The following is an 18360-nucleotide window of genomic DNA, read 5'->3' as shown; positions in this document are numbered from 1 at the left end:
TGGAAGGTCGGGAAGGTCGGGAAGGTCGGGAAGGTCGGGAAGGTCGGGAAGGTCGGGAAGGTCGGGAAGGTCGGGAAAGTCGGGAAAGTCGGGAAAGTCGGGAAAGTCGGGAAAGTCGGGAAAGTCGGGAAAGTCGGGAAAGTCGGGACGGCCGGGGAGATCGGGCGGCCCGGGCAGGGCAGGCAGATCGGGAAGATCGGCATGCCCGCGCGTCCGGGCTACCGCTTCCCGTCGAGCGTGTCCGACGGCGATTCGCCGAACTTCTCCCGATACGCCATGGCGAACCGGCCGAGGTGTGTAAATCCGCAATCGAGCGCGATATCGGCGATCCGCCGGTCGGACGCCGCGCCGCGCAGCAGTTCGCGCGCGTGCGCGAGCCGCGTCGCGCGCAGGTATTGCATCGGGCTCATGCCGCGGAATTGCAGGAACGCGTCGCGCAGCGTTCGTTCGGGCACGTTGGCGGCCTGGACGATATCGGCGAGCTGCAGCGGCTGCGCATAGTGCGCATCGACGAATTCCTGCGCGCGCCGGACGAAGCCCGGCGCGGGGTCGCGATGCGACGCCTGCAGCGCGGACGGCGGATGACCTTCGATCAGCAGGTCGATCAGCAGATGCTCGAGCTGCGATGCGACCCGCGGGTTCGCGTTCGCGCGTTCGAGCAGCTCGGGCGACCGCGCGACGAGCATCAGTTGCTGGCGCCACGCCGCGAGCGCGGCGTCGCTGATGTGCAGCACGGGGTCGAGCGTCGCACGCGGATCGCCGGTCAGCGAACCGACGGTCGCCGCGTCGATGCGCAGCACGAACTGTTCGCAATCGGCCGACAGCATCGCGTCGAAGCGCTCGCCGGGCGCGCACAGCACGCCGGTCTGCCCGTCGACGCCGAGCTGCCGCCCCATCGCGCGCACTTGTGCCTGACCGGACAGGCAGAACATCAGCAGGTAGTAGCCGTCGACGGCGTCGACCTGCACGCGCATCGCGTCGCCGAACGCGATCGTGCCGATCCCGAGGCCGCCCAGCCTGACGAAATCCATGTGCGACGCACCGTGCACGCGGCCGTTCGGCAGCAGCGCGTGCGGCTGCATCACACGCGAGATCCGCTCGCGCGTCTCGTCGAGATCGCGGGATTCGAACAGCCGGTGCGCACGCAGCGCGAGCGGCTCGAACGACGTTGGGGACATGGGCCTCAGCCTTGGTATGGACGACGCGCGCTTCGATCCGACGAATGGGCCGCGCTCGTGCGCCGGTCGCGTGTGCCGTCATGCTAGCGCAGAAATCCGCCGAAAGTGGATATTGCGCCGCGGCAATCGCACTTTCCGGATAGACGCCGAATATTAGCGTTTCAAAAATCGGCTCCATGCATTCAACGCAACGGATCGACAAGGAGTCCGACATGGAGCAGACAGAATCGCCCGTCGTTTTCGCCGCGCGCGGCGACGCATCCGACGTGACCTTCCCGCACGACGACGGCTCGCGCGTGCCGTACAAGGTGTTCAGCTCGCAGGCGGTCTACGAACGCGAGCAGGAACGCATCTTCCGCGGGCCGACGTGGAATTTCGTCGCGCTCGAAGCGGAAATCCCGAACGCGGGCGACTTCAAGAGCACGTTCGTCGGCGATACGCCGGTGGTCGTCACCCGCACCGAGGACGGCGCGCTGTCCGCGTGGGTGAACCGCTGTGCGCACCGCGGCGCGCAGGTGTGCCGCAAGTCGCGCGGCAATGCGAGTTCGCACACGTGCGTCTATCACCAGTGGAGCTTCGACAACCAGGGCAACCTGCTCGGCGTGCCGTTCCGGCGCGGCCAGAAGGGCATGACCGGGATGCCGGCCGATTTCGATCCGAAACGGCACGGGCTGCGCAAGCTGCGCGTCGACAGCTATCGCGGGCTCGTGTTCGCGACCTTCAGCGACGAGGTCGCGCCGCTGCCCGAGTATCTCGGCGAGCAGATGCGCCCGTGGATCGACCGGATCTTCCACAAGCCGATCGAGTATCTCGGCTGCACGCGCCAGTATTCGAAGTCGAACTGGAAGCTGTACATGGAGAACGTGAAGGACCCGTATCACGCGAGCATGCTGCACCTGTTCCATACGACCTTCAACATCTTCCGCGTCGGGATGAAGGCGCGCTCGATTCCGGACGCGAACCACGGGCTGCACAGCATCATCACGGTGACGAAGACGGGCGACGATACGTCGGCGGCGTACAAGCAGCAGAACATCCGTTCGTTCGACGAGGGCTTTCATCTGGAGGACGAATCGATTCTCGATCTCGTGTCGGAATACGACGAGGACTGCACGAACCATATCCAGCCGATCTTCCCGCAGCTCGTGATCCAGCAGATCCACAACACGCTGGTCGCGCGCCAGATCCTGCCGAAGGGGCCGGACAACTTCGAGCTGATCTTCCACTTCTTCGGTTATACGGACGACACGCCCGAGCTGCGCGCGCTGCGCATCAAGCAGGCGAACCTCGTCGGGCCGGCCGGCTATATCTCGATGGAGGACACGGAAGCGACCGAGCTCGTGCAGCGCGGCACGGTGCGCGACGCGGATGCGACGTCGGTGATCGAGATGTCGCGCGGCAATCCGGACCAGCAGGACACGGTGATCACCGAGAGCCTGATCCGCAAGTTCTGGGTCGGCTACCAGAAGCTGATGGGCTATTGAGGCAGGAGCAGAAAATGACGGAAGACATGAAGACGTGGTTCGAGATTTACATGCTCCAGAACCGCTACATCGGGCACCTCGACAATGATCGGCTCGAACACTGGCCGGAAATGTTCACCGAGGACTGCACGTACGAAATCGTGCCGAAGGAGAACGCCGATCTCGGGCTGCCGGTCGGGATCGTGCACTGCACGAATCAGCGGATGCTGCGCGACCGCGTGGTGTCGCTGCGGCACGCGAACATCTACGAAGCGCATACGTACCGGCACATGACGTCGGGCCTGACGATCGTCGCCGAACGCGACGGCGAAATCGACACCGAGAGCAACTACGTGGTCGTGCAGACCCGCAGCAACGGCGAATCGAACGTGTACCAGGCCGGCAAGTACTACGACACGGTCGTGCGCACGCCCGATGGGTTGCGCTACAAGACCAAGCGCGTGATCTACGACACGTCGCGCGTGCAGACGCTGCTCGCGACGCCGATCTGACCGATCCGACCGATCTGAAGAAGCAAGGAATCGACATGACCGAAGCAACGCTGGCCGAGTGGCATCCGCTCGGCGCTTTCGACGAATTCTCCGAAGACGAACCGGCGGCGCGCGTCGCCGGCCAGAAGCCGATCGCCGTGTTCCGGATCGGCGACGAACTGTTCGCGATGCACGACCTTTGCACGCACGGGCATGCGCGGCTGTCCGAAGGCTATGTGGAGGACGGCTGCGTCGAATGCCCGCTGCACCAGGGGCTGATCGACATTCGCACCGGCGCGCCGAAATGCGCGCCGATCACCGAGCCGGTGCGGACCTATCCGATCCGGATCGTCGACGGACAGGTGGAAGTCAATGTCGGCTGATCCGTTCGTGATCGTCGGCGCCGGCCATGCGGCGCGGCGCACGGCCGAGGCGCTGCGCGAGCGCGACGCCGCGGCGCGCATAGTGATGATCGGCGCGGAGCGCGAGTTGCCGTACGACCGGCCGGCGCTGTCGAAGGATGCGCTGTTGAGCGACGGCGGCGAGCAGCGTGCGTTCATCCGCGATGCCGCGTGGTACGACGCGCAACGCATCGAGCTGCGGCTCGGCGCGCGCGTCGAAGCGATCGAGCGGGACGCACGGCGCGTGCGGCTCGACGACGGTGCGACGTTGCCGTACGCGAAGCTCGTGCTCGCGACGGGCTCGCGCGTGCGGACGTTCGGCGGCCCGGTCGACGCAGGTATCGTGCCGCATTACGTGCGTACCGTGGCGGATGCGCGTGCGTTGCGTGCGCAACTTGCGCCCGGACGCCGCGTGGCGGTGCTCGGCGGCGGCTTCATCGGCCTCGAGGTCGCGGCGGCCGCACGCCAGCTCGGCTGCGACGTGACGGTGATCGACCCGGCCGCGCGCCTGCTGCAGCGTGCGTTACCGGAAGCCGTCGGCGCGTATGCGCGGCAATTGCACGATGCGCGCGGCGTGCGTTTCCGGATGGCGACGCTGCCGCGCGCGATTCGCCGCGCGCCGGACGGCGGCGCCGTCGTCGAAACCGATCGCGGCGACGTGCCGGCCGACATCGTCGTGGTCGGTATCGGCGTCGTGCCCAACGTCGAACTGGCGCAGGCCGCCGGGCTCGACGTCGACAACGGGATACGCGTCGACGCGGGCTGCCGCACGGCCGATGCCGCGATCTTCGCGGCGGGCGAGGTGACGATGCACTTCAATCCGCTGCTTGAGCGCCACGTACGGATCGAATCGTGGCAGGTGGCCGAAAACCAGCCGGCCGTCGCGGCCGCGAACCTGCTCGGCGCCGACGAGCGCTATGCCGAGCTGCCGTGGCTGTGGTCCGATCAGTACGATTGCAACCTGCAGATGCTCGGGCTGTTCGGCAGCGAACGCACGACCGTCGTGCGCGGCGATCCCGCGAGCGGGCCGTTCACGGTGTTCGGGCTCGGCGACGACGGCAGGATCGTCGCGGTGCCCGATCCGGCGAAGCTGGCCGATCCGGCGGTCAATCTGAAGACGTTCATGTAGCGGCGGCGCGCGCGGCGCGTGTGCGCTGGGTGCGCCGGGCGTGCCGGGCGTGCCGGGCGCGGCGGCGGGTTTGTCGGTTGCGGCGAAATCGGGGATATTAGCGGCATCGCCGATTCGCCCGTCCTCCATGACGCCAGACAAAGCCCTCGAACTGAAACGAAGCAAGCGCCGTGCGCTGTGGCTGCTGCTGGCGGCCGTCGCGGTGTTCGTCGCCACCATCCTGCTGCCGCGCGGCCCGTGGGTCGACGGCTTCAAGGCGGTGGCCGAAGCCGCGATGGTCGGCGCGCTCGCCGACTGGTTCGCGGTCGTCGCGTTGTTCCGCCGCGTGCCGATCCCGTTCGTGTCGCGCCATACCGAAATCATTCCGAAGAACAAGGACAAGATTGCCGACAACCTCGCGGTGTTCGTGCGCGAGAAATTCCTCGGCCCGGACGCGCTCGCCGCGCAGATCCGCCAGCACGATCCCGCGCAGAAGCTCGGCGCGTGGCTCGGCGAGCCGGCGAATACCGACGCGCTCGGCGGCTACGTGACGAAGCTGACGAGCTTCGCGCTCGACATGACCGACGACGCGCGGATCCAGTCGTTCGTCCACGATGCGTTCCGCGCGGTGATCGACCGGGTCGACCTGTCGCAATCGGCCGGCGCGATCCTCGACACGCTGACGAAGGACGGCCGCCACCAGGCGCTGCTCGACGACGCGATCGAACAGGTGGTCGACGTGCTCGACAAGGAAGAGAACCGCGAGGTGATCGCGGGCTTCATCGTCGAATGGCTGAAGATGCAATACCCGAAGGTCGAGAAGATCATGCCGACGCAGTGGTTCGGCGAGAACGGCGCGCGAATGCTCGCGAGCGCGGTGAGCCGCGTGCTCGAAGGCGTTGCCGCCGATCCCGGGCACGAGTTGCGGCAACGCTTCGACCGGACGGTCGTGCGGCTGACCGAGCGGCTGAAGCACGACCCCGCGTTCATCGCGAAGGGCGAGGAGATCAAGCGCTATATTCGCGACGGCGATGCGTTCAACGAGTATGTGCGCGACTTGTGGGACCAGTTGCGCGCGTGGCTGAAGGCCGATCTCGCGCGCCCCGATTCGGCGCTGCACCGGCAGGCCGCGACGCTCGGCGGCTGGCTCGGTGCGCGGCTCGCCGAGAGCCCGGCGCTGCGTGCGTCGCTGAACGAGCACGTCGAGAAGGCCGTGCACGAGATGGCGCCCGATTTCGCCGATTTCCTGATGCGTCACATTCGCGACACGGTGCGCAACTGGGATGCGCGCGAGATGTCGCGGCAGATCGAGCTGAACATCGGCAAGGATCTCCAGTACATCCGCATCAACGGCACGCTGGTCGGCGGGCTGATCGGGCTCGGGTTGTATCTGGTGTCGCTCGCGCCGCGCTGGGCGGCCGGGTGGCTGCATTGACGCGGGCACGCGAACGAACGGCGGACTGCGTGCCTACGCGTGCGTGCGTTCGCGCGGTTCGACCTTGCGGTCGATCTCGCTGCGCGTCGGCAGCGTCTTGAGGTCGTACGTGGCTTGCAGGTTCAGCCAGAATTCCGGCGACGTATCGAAGTAGCGCCCGAGCCGGTAGGCCGTATCGGCCGTGATTCCGCGCCGTTCCTTGACGATTTCGTGCAACCGCGTTGCCGGCACGTTCAACGCGAGCGCCAGCGCGTTGACGCTCAGTTCCAGCGGAACGAGGAATTCTTCCCGAAGGATTTCGCCCGGATGAATCGGGCGCATTCCGTTCTTGAGCATGCGAAGCTCCAGTCAGTGATAGTCGACGATCTCGACCTGGGCGGGGCCATCGTCGCTCCATACGAAACAAATCCGCCATCGCTCGTTGATGCGGATGCTGTGCTGACCTTCCCGATCGCCTTGCAACGCCTCGAGCCTGTTGCCGGAAGGCGCCCGCAAATCGCGCAGTTCCTTCGCTGCGGCAATCATTTGCAGTTTCCGGGGCAACCGTTTCGATCGCGCGGAAGCGCTTGGGCGTTTCTCCTGCGAAAAGCAACTGCGTGTCTTTGCATCGGAACGAATCGATCATTACGGTCAGGGTATTACGTTTAGCGTAATACGTCAATGGGAATGAAATGACTTCGGCGATGCGCGCGCCGAAGCGTTGTCGCGTGAGATGAACAACAGGAGACCTACCAGATTGGAAATCAATGGAGGTCGACGCGTGACGACAGGCGTAGCCGATGCGTGCCCACCGGTTTCTGTCGTCCCGACGAGTATGGAGGTGTTCGATGCCTTTAAGGGGCCGATATACCATCCGGACGACCGGACGCATCGATGGCACGCAGGCCGGCGGGCTGATCGGGCAAGGGTCGTATCGGGTGTCGCTCGCGCCGCGCTGGGCGGCCGGCTGGCTGCATTGACGCGGGCACGGACGTTGCGCGGGCAGCGCGACGCCGTGCGCCGCCAGGTCACGCGGCAGCCTTGGCGCCGTGCAATTGCAGGCCGAGCGCCTTGATGACTTTCAGGATCGTGCCGAAGCTCGGATTGCCGTCGTGCGACAGCGCCTTGTACAGCCCTTCGCGCGACAGGCCCGCATCGCGCGCGACCTGCGACAGGCCGCGTGCGCGGGCGATCACGCCGAGCGCGTGCGCGATGAAGGCCGGATCGTCGCCGGCTTCCTGCAGGCATGCGTCGAAGTAGTCGGCCATGTCGTCTTCGGTTTTCAGGTGTTCGGCCGAATCCCACGGCCGCGTCTTGATCTTGTTCATCGATCACTCCATGTCGAGGTGCGCGAGCATTGCATGCGCGGCGCGTATGTCGGCCTGCTGCGTCGATTTATCGCCGCCGCCAAGCAGGACGACCCAGATCGTCGCGCGCCGGACGTAGTAGACGCGGTAGCCGGGCCCATGATCGATGCGCATTTCGACGACGGGCGCGCCGGCGGATTTCCAGTCGCCGGGATTGCCCATCGACAGGCGGTCGATGCGCGCCTGATGCGGCGCTTGGCGATGCGATCAGGCAGGCCGGCAAACCAGGCGTCGAAGGCGTCGGTGGTCCGGATGCTGAATGCCGGGCAACTGTAGGGCATGAATGGCAATGTGTCAACCATGGTTCACATGTCTGTCGAATTGAACATCGTTGCCATTACAGCCCGGCCGGGGGCATCGCCGGACGTTTCCCGGCCGTCCGGCCGATCTTTCCGCTGCCGGAGTCGGCCATCCGGCCGAAGCCGGAATTTCGCGAATCCGTCTACAATCGAAAACGTCTTTGCCGTCCGCGCGTGCTTGCTGCGCGGGCGGGTCCGTTCGTCCTCCGGCATCCGGAGGCGCCGCCGCGCAGCACGCATCTGGTATTGCGTCTTGCGCGGCGAGCAGTGCCGTGGTCAGTGTCCAGTAGGTAAGGCGTCCGCGTGCCGTAGGCCGGCGCGCGTCCTGAACGCCGCGTGTCCGTAGGCCGGGCAGACGGCATAACCGAGAGTCCCCATGAAAGCATCGGATCTGTTCGTGAAGGCGCTGGAAGCCGAAGGCGTCGAGTACGTGTTCGGCATTCCAGGCGAAGAAAACCTCGATCTGCTCGAATCGCTGCGGCGATCGAAGATCAAGCTCGTGCTGACCCGGCACGAGCAAGCCGCCGGGTTCATGGCCGCCACCTACGGCCGCCTCACGGGCCGCACCGGCGTGTGTCTCGCGACGCTCGGGCCGGGCGCGACGAACTTCGTGACGGCCGCCGCGTATGCGCAGCTCGGCGGGATGCCGATGCTGATGATCACCGGGCAGAAGCCGATCAAGTCCAGCAAGCAGGGCCATTTCCAGATCGTCGACGTGGTCGACATGATGCAGCCGCTCACGAAGTTCACGCGGCAAATCGTGTCGATCGGCAACATTCCGTCGGCCGTGCGCGAAGCGTTCCGCCGCGCGGAGGAAGAGCGCCCGGGCGCCGCGCACCTCGAGCTGCCCGAAGACATCGCGCACGAAGAGGGCGACGGCAAGCCGATTCCGCGCAGCTACAGCCGGCGGCCGGTGGCGGAGGAGAAGGCGGTCGCGCACGCGGTCGACGCGATCCAGGCCGCGCGCCATCCGCTGCTGATGATCGGCGCGGGCGGCAACCGCAAGACCACCTGCAAGATGCTGCTCGAATTCGTCGACAAGACGGGCATCCCGTTCTTCACGACGCAGATGGGCAAGGGCGTGATCGACGAGACGCACCCGCTGTGGCTCGGCAACGCGACGCTGTCCGACGGCGACTTCGTGCATCGCGCGATCGAGCATGCGGATTGCATCATCAACGTCGGCCACGACGTGATCGAGAAGCCGCCGTTCTTCATGCGCACCGACGACAAGACCGTGATCCACGTGAACTTCCTCGGCGCGCAGGTCGACCCCGTCTATTTTCCGCAGATCGAGGTGGTCGGCGACATCGCGAACGCGGTGTGGCAGATGAAGGAAGCGGTGAAGCCGCAACCGCATTGGGATTTCGAGCGCTTCGCGATGATCAAGACGCATTTCGACGCGCATCTGGAAAAGGGCCAGCACGATCCGCGCTTCCCGATGTATCCGGTGCGGATCGTGAACGACCTGTACAACGCGCTGCCGCTCGACGGCATCGTCTGCCTCGACAACGGGATGTACAAGATCTGGTTCGCGCGCTACTGGCGTGCGCACGAGCCGAATTCGCTGCTGCTCGACAACGCGCTCGCGTCGATGGGCGCGGGCCTGCCGTCGGCGATCGCGACGAAGATCGTGCATCCGCAGCGCAAGGTGATCGCCGTGTGCGGCGACGGCGGCTTCATGATGAATTCGCAGGAGCTCGAAACGGCCGTGCGGCTGAAGCTCGACATCGTCGTGATGATCCTGCGCGACGATGCGTTCGGGATGATCCGCTGGAAGCAGGAGAACATGAATTTCCCCGATTTCGCGATGACGCTGAAGAATCCCGACTTCGTGTCGTACGCGCAGAGCTACGGCGCGCACGGGCATCGCGTCGAATCGGCCGACGATCTAGAGCCGTTGCTGCGCGAGTGCTTCTCGTCGCCGGGCGTGCACGTGATCGACGTGCCGATCGACTACTCCGACAACGAGCGCGTGCTGAACCGCGAGATCAAGCGCCTGTCGGCGCAACTCTGAATGCCCCGTTCACAGGAAGGAGTCGTTCCATGTTGAAGGAAACCTATCCGTACTACCTCGCCAACGAAGCTGTCTACGCGAACACCGATCTGGAGGTGACCGACAAGTTCAGCGGCAAGGTCGCCACGCGCGTCGCGCTGGCCGACGCGAAGGCGATCGATGCGGCGATCGCCGCGGCCGTCGACGCCACGAAGCCGATGCGCGAGATGCCCGCCTACCGGCGGCAGGCCGTGCTCGATCATTGCGTCGCGCGGTTTCGCGAACGTTTCGACGAGCTGGCCGAGGCGCTGTGCATCGAGGCCGGCAAGCCGATCAACGATTCGAAGGGCGAAGTCACGCGGCTGATCGATACGTTCCGCGTCGCGTCCGAGGAATCGGTGCGCATCGACGGCGAGATCGTCAACCTCGAGATCTCCGCGCGTGCGCAGGGCTATACGGGCTACACGAAGCGCGTGCCGATCGGCCCGTGCTCGTTCATCTCGCCGTTCAACTTCCCGTTGAACCTCGCCGCGCACAAGGTCGCGCCCGCGCTCGCGGCCGGCTGTCCGTTCGTGCTGAAGCCGGCGAGCCGCACGCCGATCGGCGCGCTGATCATCGGCGAGGTGCTCGCGGAAACCGACCTGCCGAAGGGCGCGTTCTCGGTGCTGCCCGCGCATCGCGACGGCGCCGACCTGTTCACGACCGACGAGCGCTTCAAGCTGCTGTCGTTCACCGGTTCGCCCGCCGTCGGCTGGGCGCTGAAGGAGAAGGCCGGCAAGAAGAAAGTCGTGCTGGAGCTCGGCGGCAACGCGGCCGCGATCGTCGATGCCGACCAGCGCGAGCGGCTCGACTACGTGGTCGAGCGGCTCGCGTTCGGCGCGTACTACCAGTCGGGCCAGAGCTGCATCGGCGTGCAGCGGATCCTCGTGCATGCCGACCTTTACGATGCGTTGCGCGAGAAGCTGATCGCGAAGACGCGTTCGCTGAAGATGGGCGATCCGAAGGATCCGTCGACGTTCGTCGGCCCGATGATCTCCGAATCCGAGTCGCGCCGGCTGTCGGGCTGGATGGACGCGGCCGTCGCGGCGGGGGCGAAGATCGTCGCGGGCGGCAAGGTCGACGGCGCGATGTTCGAGGCGACGCTGCTGGAAAACGTCGGCCGCGAGCAGGACCTGTACCGGAAGGAGGCGTTCGGCCCGGTCGCGATCCTCGAGAAGTTCGACCGCTTCGACGACGCGCTGGCACGCGTGAACGACAGCGACTTCGGGCTGCAGGCCGGCGTGTTCACCGATTCGCTCACGCATGCGCAGCGCGCGTGGGACGAACTGGAGGTCGGCGGCGTCGTGATCAACGACGTGCCGTCGTTCCGCGTCGACAACATGCCGTACGGCGGCGTGAAGGATTCGGGCCTCGGCCGCGAAGGCGTCCGCTACGCGATCGAAGACATGACCGAGCTGCGGCTGATGGTGGTGCGGCGTCGGTAACGCGCGGCAGGCGGCGCGGCGCCGCGACGGCACGCGGGCGGGCGATCGGGCCGGCCCGCGTGCCGTTTTTCATGGCGGCGCGCGGGGCGGCACGGCGCCGCGCGTGTCGTCCGCGTACCCTGCGCGTTCGCCGGAAACAGGCTCGACTACGGGCGTCGCCTCGTGATGTAATCGCGCGAAACTGCCGACCGGGGTACGACGCCGGAACGCGCGAATTCATTCTTCACGAGGTCGATTCATGTCCCCCGTCTCGGCATTCAAGCTGGTTCTGTTGTCATTCCTCGCGATCGTCGCGCTCGAATGCATCGCCAAGCGGCTGCGGCTGCCGCCCGCGGCCGCGCTGCTGATCGGCGGCATCGGCATCGCGTTCATCCCCGGTCTGCCGCCGATCAACCTCGATCCCGAACTGGTGCTGCTGGTGTTCCTGCCGCCGCTGTTGATGGACGGTGCGTACTTCTCCGTGTGGGAAGAATTCAAGCGCAATGTCGGCGGCATTCTGATGCTGGCGATCGGCGCGGTCGTGTTCACGACGTTCGCGGTCGGCTTCGCCGTGCACTGGGTGGTGCCGGCGCTGCCGTGGGCCGCGTGCTTCGCGCTCGGCGCGATCGTGTCGCCGCCCGACGCGGTCGCCGCGAAGGCCGTGCTCGAACGCGTCGCGCTGCCGCGCCGGCTGATGGTGCTGCTCGAAGGCGAAAGCTTGCTGAACGACGCGGCCGGCCTCGTGCTGTTCCGCTTCGCGGTCGCGGCCGCGCTCACCGGCGCGTTCAGCCTCGAGCACGCGGTCGTGCGCTTCGCGGAGCTCGGGCTCGGCGGCGTGGTGGTCGGCTTCGTGATCGGCAAGCTCGTCGTGTGGTTCCTGAAGCTGCTCGATGACGACTACCTCGTGATCACCGTCGCGGTGATTGCCGGATGGATCGCGTACATCGCGGGCGAAATGGTCGAGGTGTCGGGCGTGATCGCGACGGTGACGGCCGGCATGATCGTCGGCTGGCATCAGCACGAGGTGTTCTCGGCGGCCGTGCGCACGCGCGGCACCGCGTTCTGGCAGGTCATCGTGTTCCTGCTCGAGGCGATGGTGTTCGTGCTGATCGGGCTGTCGCTGCGCGGCGCGATCCATCGGCTCGGTGGCTTCGAGCAGGTGCTCGGCACGATGGTGCCGCCCGTGCTCGCGGTGCTGGCGGCGGTGATCGTGTCGCGCTTCGTGTGGATCTATGCGGTCGAGGCGCTGAAGTGGCCGGTGCGCGGCTTCGCACGGCGCGGGCCGGCGCCCGACTGGAAGGCCGCGACGGTCATGAGCTGGGCCGGCATGCGCGGCGTGGTGACGCTGGCGATCGCGTTGTCGCTGCCCGAGGCGCTGCCCGGCCGCGACGTGATCCTGGTCGCATCGTTCGCGGTGATTCTCGTCACCGTGCTGTTGCAGGGCACGACGATCGGGCCGCTGATCCGGCTGCTGCGCATGCCGCAGCGCGACGAGCGTGCCGCGCACCACCTGAGCGAGCCGCAGACGTGGGCGTACGTCGAGGCCGCGCAACTCGCGGCGATCCAGCCGCTCGTGCGCGACGAGAACGGGGTCGTGATCCATCCGCGCCTGCTCGAGCAATACACGTATCGCGCCGAGCTGACCGAACGCACGAAGAACGAGCCCGCGTATCCGGCGGAAGTGCGCGCCGCGCACTACGACGTGGTGCTGGCCGCGATCCGGGCCGGGCGCGCCGAACTGTTGCGCCTGCACCGGTCCGGGCGCATCCACGACGAGATGCTGCACACGCTCGAACGCGATCTCGACCTGCAGGAAGTGTCCGCGCAGCACGCGCGCGGCTAGGGCGGCCAGCTCACGCATCGCACGGGTCGGCGTTGTGCCGGCCCCGAAACGCGTGCGGGTCGAGCCACCCGTCGCGCGATTTTTCCCTCCCATCCGCCGATTCGGTGCATTCGAATCCGGCCCTCAATATGACCGACTCCGAGCCTTGCAGCGCATGCAAACCTCGTCGCGGCGGTCCCGCAAACGTTATCGTCTTTCGAATCCGGAAATGATCTGATTTATCTGTTTCCGTCTCTTTCTGCATATTTGGCAAAACTAAACCGGAAGGAGATAGATGCTGTGTTCTAATTTCATTTAGAATCAGCCGGTTATGTTTATTGAGAGAAAGAATGCAGAGGTAATACGGTCGTCGACGGGGAAACAAGCGGCGTCCGAAGCCCTGCAAGGCAGTGCCGACAGGCCAAATCGGCGAAATCAGGCGGGTTTTACAACTGCCAATATAAGATAGTGTCCAAGTCGGATAAACAACTCCTATGAAAGAATCGATTGGAGATTCGGCGTTTGAAACTGTATTTATGAAAGAATCGAGCAGTGATAATGCCTCGGATTGCCTCGAATCGGGGTTATCGGTCCTCCTCGTCGACGACCAGCCGTTCGTCGGCGAGGTGATCCGTCGCGCGTTGCGCAGCGAGCACGACATCGACCTGCACGTGTGCACCGACGCACATCGGGCGATGGCGGTCGCGCGCGACGTGAAGCCGACGGTCATCCTGCAGGATCTCGTGATGCCGGAGATCGACGGCCTCGATCTCGTGCGCGCGTGGCGCGCGGACGCCGGCACCGCACGCGTGCCGATCATCGTGCTGTCCGCGAAGGAGGAGCCGATCGTCAAGCGCGAGGCGTTCATCGCCGGCGCGAACGACTATCTGGTGAAGCTTCCCGACGCGATGGAGCTGACCGCGCGCATCCGCTATCACTCGAATTCGTACCTGATGTCGCGGCAGCGTGACGAGGCGCTCGATTTCCTGTCGCACGACATGCGCTCGCCGCAAACGTCGATCCTCGCGCTGCTCGACGTCTACCGGGCCGAACACGGCGACATGCCGGCGATCATGGAGCGCATCGCCGGCCACGCGCGGCGCGCGCTCGCGCTCGCCGACGGCTTCATCCACCTCACCCGCGCGCAGTCCGAGCGCCGCGCGCCCGAGGTCGTGAGTCTCAACGAGATCGTGCTCGACGCCGTCGACCAGCTGTGGGAGAAGGCGGCCGGGCTCGGCTGCCGGGTGATCGCGCACGTGCCCGATACCGAGTGCGTGACGATGGGCGACCGCATGATGCTGACGCGCGCGGTTGCGAACCTGATCGACAACGGGCTGAAGTACGGCCCGGCCGGGATGGACGTACATTGCACGCTGAGCGGCGACGACGGCGCCTGGCTGATCGGCGTCGAGGATGCCGGCGCCGGCATCGCGCCGGAACAGCGCACGGCCGCGACCGAGTCGTTCGTGCAGCTCGAATCCGCGCACGGCGCGGCGCGCAGCGGTTTCGGCCTCGGCCTCGCGTTCGTCCGCGCGACGGCGGCGCGGCATCGCGGCCAGATCCTGATGCGCAATACGGCGCGCGGCTTCATGGTCGCGCTTCGGCTGCCGGCGCAAGCGGAGCGGTGATTTCGCGGCGCGGCCTGCCGGCGCCGCGCCGCCCGCGAGACCCCGATGCGCTCGTGGCGCGCCACCCGGCGCGCAGGCGGGCGCGGATTTTTTCAACGCTGAATTTAGAAAGCCCATAACGAACATGGCCACCGTGACGCCCCGCACGACCAATGAAAGCCTGCATCCGACGATCGGCGCTGCCCGGCTGACGCTCGGCAATCGCATCCTGCTCAGCTTCGGCGTGCTGTTCGTGCTGATGCTGGTGACAGCCGGCGTGTCGTACGAGCGACTGCGCGCGATCAACGCCGAAGCCGTCAGCATCGAGCGCGACTCGCTGCCCGGCGTCTACCTCGCGTCGACGCTGCGCGGCTCGGTCAACGAATCGTTCACGCTGCTGCAGCAGGCGACCTTCGTCGATACCGAACCCGAAGCCGTGCAGCGCGATCTCGCCAGGATTCCCGACGTGCTGAAGGACATCGAGTCGCTGTCGGTGGACTACCAGAACACGACGTTCCGCGACGACGACCGGCAGCGCTTCGCGGCGTTCCGCGGCGCCTACGATCACTACGTGCCGCTGCTGAACGAAGCGGTACGGAAGAGCCGCGCGTCGCGAGACGAAGCGGTCGCCGCCTACGCGAAGGTGCAGCCCGCGTGGACCGAGGTCGTGCGCAACGCGAACGTGCTGGTGCAGGAGAACCGCAAGTTCGCCGAGCAATCGGCGAAGCTGATTCGCGAATCGGTGCAGGACACCGAGATCGTGCTCGCGACCGCGCTGGCGTTCGTGCTGCTGTCCGCGCTCGGGCTCGGCTACGTGCTGTACCGTTCGGTCACCGTACCGATGGCGCGGCTCGTCGAGGTGCACGACGTGATGCGCACGGGCAACCTGACGCGTCGCCTCGACCTGCGCCGTCGCGACGAATTCGGCACGCTCGAGACGGGCTTCAACCGGATGGCCGACGAATTGACCGAGCTGGTCGCGCGCGCGCAGCAGTCGTCGATGCAGGTGACGACGTCGGTGGCCGAGATCGCCGCGACGTCGCGCGAGCAGCAGGCCACCGCGAACGAGACCGCGGCGACGACCACCGAGATCGGCGCGACCTCGCGCGAGATCTTCGCGACGTCGCGCGACCTGCTGCGCACGATGAACGAGGTGGCCGGCGTTGCCGAGCAGTCGGCGACGCTCGCGGGCGTGAGCCAGAGCGGGCTCACGCGGATGGGCGAGACGATGCGCAGCGTGATGGACGCGGCCGGCTCGGTGAACGCGAAGCTCGCGATCCTCAACGAGAAGGCGCTGAACATCAACCAGGTGGTCGCGACGATCACCAAGGTGGCCGACCAGACCAACCTGCTGTCGCTGAACGCGGCGATCGAGGCCGAGAAGGCCGGCGAATACGGTCGCGGCTTCGCGGTCGTCGCGACCGAGATCCGCCGCCTGGCCGACCAGACGGCGGTGGCGACCTATGACATCGAGCAGACGGTGAAGGAGATCCAGTCGGCGGTGTCGGCGGGCGTGATGGGGATGGACAAGTTCTCCGAGGAAGTGCGCCGCGGGATGCTCGACGTGCAGCAGGTCGGCGGGCAGCTGTCGCAGATCATCGCCGAGGTGCAGACGCTCGCGCCGCGCTTCCAGATGGTCAACGAAGGGATGCAGACGCAGGCGAACGGCGCCGAGCAGATCACGCAGGCGCTGTCGCAACTGTCGGAGGCCGCGCAGCAGACGGCCGAGTCGCTGCGCCAGTCGTCGCAGGCGATCGACGACCTGACGCTCGTCGCGAACCAGTTGCGCACCAGCGTGTCGCGCTTCAAGGTCGACGCGTGACGCGCGCCGATCCGCAGCACGGCGCCCATGCGCTGTTCCTGATGTTCGAGCTCGACGGCGAGCGTTATGCGCTCGACGCGGCCGGCATCGAAGAGGTGCTGCCGCTCGCCGTTACGAAGGCGGTGCCCGGCGCGCCCGACTGGATCGCCGGGCTGCTGATGCGCGGCGGCCAGCCGGTGCCGGTGATCGACGTGCCGATGCTGGCGCTCGGGCGGCGCGCGCAGGCGCTGCGCTCGACGCGGCTCGTGATGGTCCGCCATCGCGCCGGTCACGCCGATGGCGAGCGCACGATCGGCCTGATCGTCGAGCGTGCGACGCAGACGATGCGGATCGACCGCACGGCGTTCCGCGCCAGCGGCGTCTCGACCGCGCGCACGCGCTGGCTCGGGCAGGTCGCGAACACGCCCGACGGCGTCGTGCAGCAGATCTCCGTGTCCGACCTGATCGACGACGTTGCCCGCCTGTATCTGTTCGACGGCCTGTCGGGCCACGGGGAGGAATCCGCATGAACGCGTCCGAATCGCGATTTCGCGGCTGGCTGCTGCGGGAGACCGGCATCGACCCCGATTCGCTCGGCAACGATTTCCTGATGCGGGCGCTGACGGATCGCGTGCATGCGTTGCAGGCGGACGGCGAGCGCGTGCCGTCGGCGGCGCGGCCGACCGTGACGCCGGAAGCGCTCGACGCGTACTGGCAGCACCTCAACGCGTCGGCTGACGAACGGCGCGCGCTGATCGAGCTGTTCGTCGTCCCGGAGACGTGGTTCTTCCGCGACCGCGAAGCCTTCGCCACGCTCGCGCGGCAGGCCGCCGAACGGCTCGCCGCGATGCCGGGCCGCGTGATCCGCGTGCTGAGCGCGCCGTGCTCGACGGGCGAGGAGCCGTATTCGGCGGCGATGGCGTTGCTGGATGCGGGGCTCGAGCCGTCCAGCTTCGCGATCGACGCGATCGACCTGAGCGCGCGCGCGATCGAGCAGGCGCGGCTCGGCTGTTACGGACGCAATGCGTTTCGCGGGACGGCGACGGAGTTTCGTACGCGGTATTTCACGCCGACCCGCGACGGCTGGCTGCTCGACGAGCGCGTGCGCGCGTGCGTGCAGTTCAGTCACGCGAACCTCGTCGAACCGGTTGCCGACAACGGCATTCGCTACGACTTCGTGTTCTGCCGCAACGTGCTGATCTATTTCGACCGCGACGCGCAGGATCGCGTGATCCGCTCGCTCGACGCGCGTCTCGCCGACGACGGCATGCTGTTCGTCGGGCCGGCGGAGACGGGCGTCGCGATGCGGCACGGGATGCGCTCGGCGCGCGTGCCGCTGGCGTTCGCGTTTCATCGCGAGTCGGCCGGTGCGGCGGCGGCCGATGCATGTGCGGCCCGGCCGGTTGCGTCGCTGTCCGCGGCGGCGCCGTACCGGCGCGCGGAGCGCGTCACGGTCGCATCGCTCGCCGCGCTGCACCCGGTGGCGGCCGTCGAGCCGCCCGCCTGGCTTGGCGACGTGCGTCAGCCGTTCGCGGCGGCGCCGGCCGTGCCGACGGCCGCAATCGACGTACGGGCCGAGCTTGCCGTGGCAACCGCCGTGGCGGCCGCGCCGGCCTACGACGGCATCGCGCCGACGATCGACGACGCGCCGACGCTGGAGGATGCACAGGCCCTGGCGAACGCGGGTGCGTTCGACGAGGCCGAGCGCGTGCTCGCGCAGTTCTCCGCGCGCGTCGGCCCGCATGCCGACGCGTTCTACCTGAACGGACTGATCGCGGATGCGCGCGGGCGCGCCGCGGAGGCGAGCGACTTCTACCGGAAGGCGCTGTACCTGCGCCCCACGCATCACGAGGCGCTGACGCATCTCGCGACGCTGCTCGACGTCGGCGGCGATCGTGCGGGCGCGCAATGGCTGCTCGAACGCGCCCGGCGTTCGGCCGGCTGACACGA

15 protein-coding genes and 3 pseudogenes are annotated in these 18360 nt (G+C 67.0%); 12 read left to right on the top strand and 6 right to left on the bottom strand.

What is annotated here, in order from left to right; translation table 11 throughout:
* Together WT24_RS35115 and andR are read right to left on the bottom strand one after the other, a co-directional pair.
* Positions 1-203 (bottom strand): annotated as a pseudogene (locus WT24_RS35115) (hypothetical protein); the annotation flags it as partial.
* Between the two features lie 15 nt (positions 204-218).
* Positions 219-1178 (bottom strand): anthranilate 1,2-dioxygenase regulatory protein AndR, encoded by a 960-nt coding sequence (gene andR / locus WT24_RS21635; RefSeq protein ID WP_059501317.1) that lies wholly within the window; start codon positions 1176-1178, stop codon positions 219-221.
* Between the two features lie 212 nt (positions 1179-1390).
* Here andR and andAc point away from each other — a divergent pair, with 212 nt between their 5' ends.
* The 5 genes from andAc to WT24_RS21610 all read left to right on the top strand — a co-directional run bounded on the left by andAc (position 1391) and on the right by WT24_RS21610 (position 6076).
* A complete protein-coding gene (gene andAc / locus WT24_RS21630; protein WP_059501397.1) occupies positions 1391-2662 on the top strand; it encodes an anthranilate 1,2-dioxygenase large subunit AndAc in 1272 nt (423 codons plus the stop codon).
* A 14-nt stretch (positions 2663-2676) separates the two neighbouring features.
* Entirely contained in the window at positions 2677-3153 is a 477-nt protein-coding gene (gene andAd / locus WT24_RS21625; protein ID WP_059501316.1) for an anthranilate 1,2-dioxygenase small subunit AndAd, read from the top strand.
* 35 nt (positions 3154-3188) lie between these two features.
* Positions 3189-3515 carry an anthranilate 1,2-dioxygenase ferredoxin subunit AndAb gene (gene andAb / locus WT24_RS21620; RefSeq protein ID WP_006479527.1) on the top strand — a complete coding sequence of 109 codons (327 nt, stop codon included), beginning with the start codon at positions 3189-3191 and terminating at the stop codon, positions 3513-3515.
* Complete coding sequence (gene andAa, locus WT24_RS21615; protein ID WP_082742255.1) at positions 3505-4662, top strand: anthranilate 1,2-dioxygenase system ferredoxin--NAD(+) reductase; 1158 nt, start codon at positions 3505-3507, stop codon at positions 4660-4662. The genes andAb and andAa overlap by 11 nt, the downstream gene beginning before the upstream one ends.
* Before the next feature lie 127 nt (positions 4663-4789).
* Positions 4790-6076, top strand: a complete 1287-nt coding sequence (locus WT24_RS21610) for a DUF445 domain-containing protein (protein ID WP_060035802.1) — start codon at positions 4790-4792, stop codon at positions 6074-6076.
* 33 nt (positions 6077-6109) lie between these two features.
* On the opposite strand, the gene WT24_RS21605 is transcribed toward WT24_RS21610, so the two are convergent.
* From WT24_RS21605 to WT24_RS21590, 4 genes and pseudogenes are all read right to left on the bottom strand, one after another.
* Positions 6110-6412, bottom strand: a complete 303-nt coding sequence (locus WT24_RS21605) for a HigA family addiction module antitoxin (RefSeq protein WP_059501307.1) — start codon at positions 6410-6412, stop codon at positions 6110-6112.
* Positions 6413-6424: 12 nt separating this feature from the next.
* A pseudogene (locus WT24_RS21600) lies at positions 6425-6701 on the bottom strand (type II toxin-antitoxin system RelE/ParE family toxin).
* Between the two features lie 382 nt (positions 6702-7083).
* Positions 7084-7383 carry an addiction module antidote protein gene (locus WT24_RS21595; RefSeq protein ID WP_060035800.1) on the bottom strand — a complete coding sequence of 100 codons (300 nt, stop codon included), beginning with the start codon at positions 7381-7383 and terminating at the stop codon, positions 7084-7086.
* Between the two features lie 3 nt (positions 7384-7386).
* Positions 7387-7703: pseudogene (locus WT24_RS21590) on the bottom strand (type II toxin-antitoxin system RelE/ParE family toxin).
* A gap of 394 nt (positions 7704-8097) precedes the next feature.
* Between WT24_RS21590 and WT24_RS21585 the strand changes: the two are divergent.
* The 7 genes from WT24_RS21585 (at position 8098) to WT24_RS21555 (ending at position 18355) form a co-directional block, all read left to right on the top strand.
* On the top strand, positions 8098-9738 hold the full coding sequence (locus WT24_RS21585; RefSeq protein WP_060035799.1) for an acetolactate synthase large subunit: 1641 nt from the start codon (positions 8098-8100) through the stop codon (positions 9736-9738).
* 29 nt (positions 9739-9767) lie between these two features.
* Positions 9768-11201 (top strand): aldehyde dehydrogenase family protein, encoded by a 1434-nt coding sequence (locus WT24_RS21580; RefSeq protein WP_060035798.1) that lies wholly within the window; start codon positions 9768-9770, stop codon positions 11199-11201.
* A 238-nt stretch (positions 11202-11439) separates the two neighbouring features.
* The gene (locus tag WT24_RS21575; protein ID WP_059793803.1) at positions 11440-13023 is read left to right on the top strand and encodes a Na+/H+ antiporter; all 1584 of its coding nucleotides are present in this window, start codon (positions 11440-11442) and stop codon (positions 13021-13023) included.
* Between the two features lie 473 nt (positions 13024-13496).
* Positions 13497-14630, top strand: coding sequence for a hybrid sensor histidine kinase/response regulator (locus WT24_RS21570; protein WP_059501299.1), 1134 nt, complete (start codon positions 13497-13499; stop codon positions 14628-14630).
* Positions 14631-14754: 124 nt separating this feature from the next.
* Positions 14755-16431: a methyl-accepting chemotaxis protein gene (locus WT24_RS21565; RefSeq protein ID WP_059501297.1), complete on the top strand. Its 1677-nt coding sequence runs from the start codon at positions 14755-14757 to the stop codon at positions 16429-16431.
* The gene (locus tag WT24_RS21560; RefSeq protein ID WP_060035797.1) at positions 16428-16940 is read left to right on the top strand and encodes a chemotaxis protein CheW; all 513 of its coding nucleotides are present in this window, start codon (positions 16428-16430) and stop codon (positions 16938-16940) included. The genes WT24_RS21565 and WT24_RS21560 overlap by 4 nt, the downstream gene beginning before the upstream one ends.
* Positions 16937-18355: a protein-glutamate O-methyltransferase CheR gene (locus WT24_RS21555; RefSeq protein ID WP_060035796.1), complete on the top strand. Its 1419-nt coding sequence runs from the start codon at positions 16937-16939 to the stop codon at positions 18353-18355. Before WT24_RS21560 ends, WT24_RS21555 begins: the two co-directional genes overlap by 4 nt.
* The last annotated feature ends 5 nt before the right edge of the window (positions 18356-18360 follow it).

This window comes from Burkholderia sp. MSMB1078WGS, from assembly GCF_001528895.1.
GTDB lineage: Bacteria > Pseudomonadota > Gammaproteobacteria > Burkholderiales > Burkholderiaceae > Burkholderia.
This window is presented reverse-complemented; position numbering and strand designations above follow the sequence as displayed.

What these genes read in the sequence shown, in the direction of transcription:
- andAa (WP_082742255.1), top strand. Translation starts at nt 3,505, where the DNA reads ATGTCGGCTGATCCGTTCGTGATCGTCGGCGCCGGCCATGCGGCGCGG.
- WT24_RS21565 (WP_059501297.1), top strand. Translation starts at nt 14,755, where the DNA reads ATGGCCACCGTGACGCCCCGCACGACCAATGAAAGCCTGCATCCGACG.
- WT24_RS21555 (WP_060035796.1), top strand. Translation starts at nt 16,937, where the DNA reads ATGAACGCGTCCGAATCGCGATTTCGCGGCTGGCTGCTGCGGGAGACC.
- WT24_RS21575 (WP_059793803.1), top strand. Translation starts at nt 11,440, where the DNA reads ATGTCCCCCGTCTCGGCATTCAAGCTGGTTCTGTTGTCATTCCTCGCG.
- WT24_RS21570 (WP_059501299.1), top strand. Translation starts at nt 13,497, where the DNA reads ATGAAAGAATCGATTGGAGATTCGGCGTTTGAAACTGTATTTATGAAA.
- andAc (WP_059501397.1), top strand. Translation starts at nt 1,391, where the DNA reads ATGGAGCAGACAGAATCGCCCGTCGTTTTCGCCGCGCGCGGCGACGCA.
- WT24_RS21595 (WP_060035800.1), bottom strand. Translation starts at nt 7,383, where the DNA reads ATGAACAAGATCAAGACGCGGCCGTGGGATTCGGCCGAACACCTGAAA.
- WT24_RS21580 (WP_060035798.1), top strand. Translation starts at nt 9,768, where the DNA reads ATGTTGAAGGAAACCTATCCGTACTACCTCGCCAACGAAGCTGTCTAC.
- andR (WP_059501317.1), bottom strand. Translation starts at nt 1,178, where the DNA reads ATGTCCCCAACGTCGTTCGAGCCGCTCGCGCTGCGTGCGCACCGGCTG.
- WT24_RS21605 (WP_059501307.1), bottom strand. Translation starts at nt 6,412, where the DNA reads ATGCTCAAGAACGGAATGCGCCCGATTCATCCGGGCGAAATCCTTCGG.
- WT24_RS21610 (WP_060035802.1), top strand. Translation starts at nt 4,790, where the DNA reads ATGACGCCAGACAAAGCCCTCGAACTGAAACGAAGCAAGCGCCGTGCG.
- WT24_RS21585 (WP_060035799.1), top strand. Translation starts at nt 8,098, where the DNA reads ATGAAAGCATCGGATCTGTTCGTGAAGGCGCTGGAAGCCGAAGGCGTC.
- andAd (WP_059501316.1), top strand. Translation starts at nt 2,677, where the DNA reads ATGACGGAAGACATGAAGACGTGGTTCGAGATTTACATGCTCCAGAAC.
- andAb (WP_006479527.1), top strand. Translation starts at nt 3,189, where the DNA reads ATGACCGAAGCAACGCTGGCCGAGTGGCATCCGCTCGGCGCTTTCGAC.